The 3,642-nt window shown below is 67.5% G+C and carries 3 protein-coding genes and 2 pseudogenes; 3 read left to right on the forward strand and 2 right to left on the reverse strand.

What is annotated here, in order from left to right:
* Nucleotides 1–130: pseudogene (locus ABZ281_RS42280) on the forward strand (sarcosine oxidase subunit gamma); the annotation flags it as partial.
* 73 nt (nt 131–203) lie between these two features.
* On the opposite strand, the gene ABZ281_RS42285 reads toward ABZ281_RS42280, so the two are convergent.
* Together ABZ281_RS42285 and purU are read right to left on the reverse strand one after the other, a co-directional pair.
* Nucleotides 204–950, reverse strand: coding sequence for an IclR family transcriptional regulator (locus tag ABZ281_RS42285; protein ID WP_356663319.1), 747 nt, complete (start codon nt 948–950; stop codon nt 204–206).
* A 100-nt stretch (nt 951–1,050) separates the two neighbouring features.
* Nucleotides 1,051–1,923 carry a formyltetrahydrofolate deformylase gene (purU, locus tag ABZ281_RS42290; RefSeq protein ID WP_356663321.1) on the reverse strand — a complete coding sequence of 291 codons (873 nt, stop codon included), beginning with the start codon at nt 1,921–1,923 and terminating at the stop codon, nt 1,051–1,053.
* A gap of 191 nt (nt 1,924–2,114) precedes the next feature.
* On the opposite strand from purU, the gene ABZ281_RS42295 reads away from it, so the two are divergent.
* Both ABZ281_RS42295 and ABZ281_RS42300 read left to right on the forward strand, forming a co-directional pair.
* The gene (locus tag ABZ281_RS42295; RefSeq protein WP_356663323.1) at nt 2,115–3,257 is read left to right on the forward strand and encodes an aromatic ring-hydroxylating dioxygenase subunit alpha; all 1,143 of its coding nucleotides are present in this window, start codon (nt 2,115–2,117) and stop codon (nt 3,255–3,257) included.
* Between the two features lie 70 nt (nt 3,258–3,327).
* Nucleotides 3,328–3,642 (forward strand): annotated as a pseudogene (locus ABZ281_RS42300) (hypothetical protein); the annotation flags it as partial.

The raw sequence follows: 3,642 nt of genomic DNA on the forward strand, positions 1-3,642 counted from the left end.
GGGCCGCAGCCAGGTCGTCCTGGTCGCCCGTGACGACCCCAGGGCCGGGTTCTGGGTGCTGGTCCGTTCGTCCTTCGCCGGCTATCTGACGGACTGGCTGCTGGACGCGGCTGTGGAGTGGACGGGCTGACGCGGGCACATGCGACCGCCGCTTGTCATGAGGAGCCTGGCCCGGCCAGGGAGCGCGCCGGGCCTCCCGGGCCTCAGTCCGCGTAGCCGAGACGGCGGCTGAGCTCGTCCGCTCCCGCGACCAGCAGTGGCGCGAGTTCGCGCAACCGCTCGTCGGTCAGCCGGAACGCCGGCCCCGACGCGCTGAGGGCGGCGATGACCTTGCCGTCTTCCGAACGCACGGGAGCGGACAGGGCGTTGAGGCCCTCCTCGTACTCCTCCACCGTGATGGCATAGCCCTGCTCACGGGCTTCGGACAGGTCTGCCTCCAGCTTCTTCCTGGAGGTCACCGTGCGCGGTGTCAGACGGGGCAGGCCGGCCTCGGCGAGGAGCGCGTCGCGGTCCTCGCGGTCGAGGTGGGCCAGGAGGATCTTGCCGCTCGACGTGCAGTGCAGCGGCGTCAGCCGTCCCACCCAGTTCTGCGCGGCGATGGCCGATGTGCCGCGCACCTGGTAGAGGTTGATCGCGTGGGGGGACTCGAGCACGGCGATGTTCAGCGTCTCGCCCACATCGTCGATGAGGCGCTCGCAGATCCCGCGCCCGTGCCTGGTGACGGCGATGCGGCCGGTCACGGCGCCGGCCAGGCGTACGACACCGAAGCCGAGACGGTATTTTCCGCGTTCGCTCTCCTGCTCGACCATCCCATGCGCTTCCAGCGCGCCGAGCAGACGGAAAGCGGTGGACTTGTGGACGTCGATCGCCGCGGCCACCTCACTCACGCCCGCCTCGCCGTGCTGGGCGAGGATCTCCAGCACGGCGACAGCACGGTCAACGGATTGCACTCCGCCACTGGGGGCGCCTGCGGACTCAGCGCCGAAGTTGCTCATGGCGAAACCCTAGGCGAAACAGTCAACAGGTGTGAGGGGGTGGAGGCCACTTTCCTCAGCGGAAGACGACTGTACGGTTGCCGTTGACCATGATGCGGCTCTGACTGTGCCATGCCACCGCCCGCGCCAGGACCTGTGCCTCGACGTCGCGCCCTTGGGCGACCATGCTGTCGGGCCCCTGGGAGTGGTTCACACGGATGACGTCCTGCTCGATGATGGGCCCCTCGTCGAGGTCCGGGGTGACGTAGTGGGCCGTCGCTCCGACGAGCTTGACGCCGCGGTCGTACGCCTGGACGTAGGGGCGGGCTCCTTTGAAGCTCGGCAGGAACGAGTGGTGGATGTTGATCGCCCGGCCCTCGAGCTGCTTGCACAGGTCGTTCGACAGGATCTGCATGTAGCGGGCGAGGACCACCAGGTCGATGTCCAGCTCGTCGACGAGCTCCAGCAGCCGCGCCTCCGCCTCGGGCTTCGTCTCCCGGGTGACGGGCACGTGGTGGAAGGGGATCCCGTAGCTCTCGGCGAGCGGCTCGAAATCCCGGTGATTGGAGACGATCGCCGGCACCTCGATGTTCAGCGCGCCGGTGCGCCAGCGGAAGAGCAGGTCGTTGAGGCAGTGCCCGAACTTGGACACCATGATCAGCGTGCGCGTCGGCGTCGACGCCTCGTACAGCTGCCAGGAGATGCGGTACGCCTCCGCCACCCGGGCGAAGCCGGACTTCAGGTCCTCCAGCGACGTGCCCGGGTCCGAGACGTCGAAATGCACCCGCATGAAGAAGCGGTCCTGCAGCCGGTCGTCGAACTGCTGGCTCTCCTGGATGTTCCCGGAGTGCCGGACCAGGAAGCCGGTGACGGCGTGGACGAGGCCCGAGCGGTCGGGACACGACAGGGTGAGGACGAACTCGCGGCCGGTTGTGGGTCCAAGTGACACGGAGCCCTCCCAGAGAGATGCGTATTACGCAACAGCCTGATTGATACGCAACATGGTCCAGGTTGTGACGGTCTGTGGTCAAGGGCTTGACAGTGCTTCGACCGGACTGCACCGTGAGTTGCGTAACAAGAAGCTAGTTGCACATGAGGCAACCACTCGCCCGTCCGAGGCGCTTCACTCCGAGGTGAACCATGACTACGACCGGCCTGCCGGAGAGCCTGATCGCGACCCTCCCCGGTGACCACTACACGGATCCGGAGATCTTCCGCCTGGAGCAGGAACACATCTTTGAATCCATGTGGTTCTGCGCGGCACGATCGTCGGAACTGTCCAAGCCGGGTGCCTTCCGGACCGTGGACGTCGGGCGGGAGAGCGTCCTGTTGACCCGGTCGCGGGACGGCTCCGTCCGGGCCTTCTTCAACGTGTGCCGGCACCGGGGCGCCAAGCTGTGCACGCAGGAGTCCGGAGAGGTGAAGCGAGCCTTCCAGTGCCCGTATCACGCCTGGACGTACGACCTCAACGGCAAACTCGTCGCGGCACCGAACCTGACGAAGATGCCGGACATCGGCCGGACCGAGTACGGCCTGGCGAGCGTGGCGGTACGCGAGTGGCTGGGCTATGTGTGGGTGTGCCTGGCCGAGAACCCGCCCCCGTTCGAACAGTCGGTGATCGCGGACGTGGTCGCGCGCCTGGGGGACGCGGAGTCCATCGAGCGGTACGACGTCGAGAGCCTGGAGGTCGGCCGACGGATCGTCTACGACGTCAAGGCCAACTGGAAGCTCATCATCGAGAACTTCATGGAGTGCTACCACTGCGCGACCATCCACCCCGAGCTGACCGAGGTGCTGCCGGAGTTCGCCGACGGGTTCGCGGCGCAGTACTACGTGGGACACGGCGCCGAGTTCGGCTCGGAGGTCCAGGGCTTCACCGTGGACGGCTCGGAGGGCCTGGACCGTATCCCCACGGTCTCCGAGGAGCAGGACCGCCGGTACTACGCGATCACGGTGCGCCCGCAGGTGTTCATCAATCTGGTCCCCGACCACGTGATCTTCCACCGGATGTTCCCGGTGGCCGTCGACCGCACGATCGTGGAGTGCGACTGGCTGTACCTGAAGGGCGTGGTGTCGAGCGGCCGGGACGTGAGCCGGTCGGTGGAGCTGTTCGACCGCGTCAACCGTCAGGACTTCGACGCCTGTGAGCGCTGCCAGCCCGCGATGAGCTCCCGGCTGTACGCCAAGGGCGGTGTCCTGGTGCCCAGCGAGCACCACATCGGCGAGTTCCACGACTGGGTCCAGGACCGGCTCGGCACCCGCTCGAACCTCGCGGAGAGCTAGGCGATGCCCGCTTCTTCGCCGCACACCCCCTGGCGGAGCCGGCCGGACAGAGGCGGCCAACACGCTCGAGGTGTTCCCGCCGAGGAAGAACGGTCTGCCGGCCGTGGCCGAACCGGTCGTCAGCGAGTCCGCGGGTGGTGTCCCGTTCGCGATCGGCTTCGACGAGACGGGGAAGCGGATGCTGGTCGCCGAGGCCGAGAAGTCCACGGTCGCCATCTACAAGGTGAAGCACGACGGCACGCTGGAGGTCCTTCAGGGGCCCCTCGCCAACGGGCAGGAGGTCCTGTGCGGGCTGGCGCGCGGGCAACTACTTCTACGGCGGCAACACCGGCAACTCCACCGTCAGCGGCTACCGCATGGATGGTCAGGGCGAGCTCGCCCTGAC

It is taken from the genome of Streptomyces sp. NPDC006265, assembly GCF_040613555.1.
GTDB lineage: Bacteria > Actinomycetota > Actinomycetes > Streptomycetales > Streptomycetaceae > Streptomyces.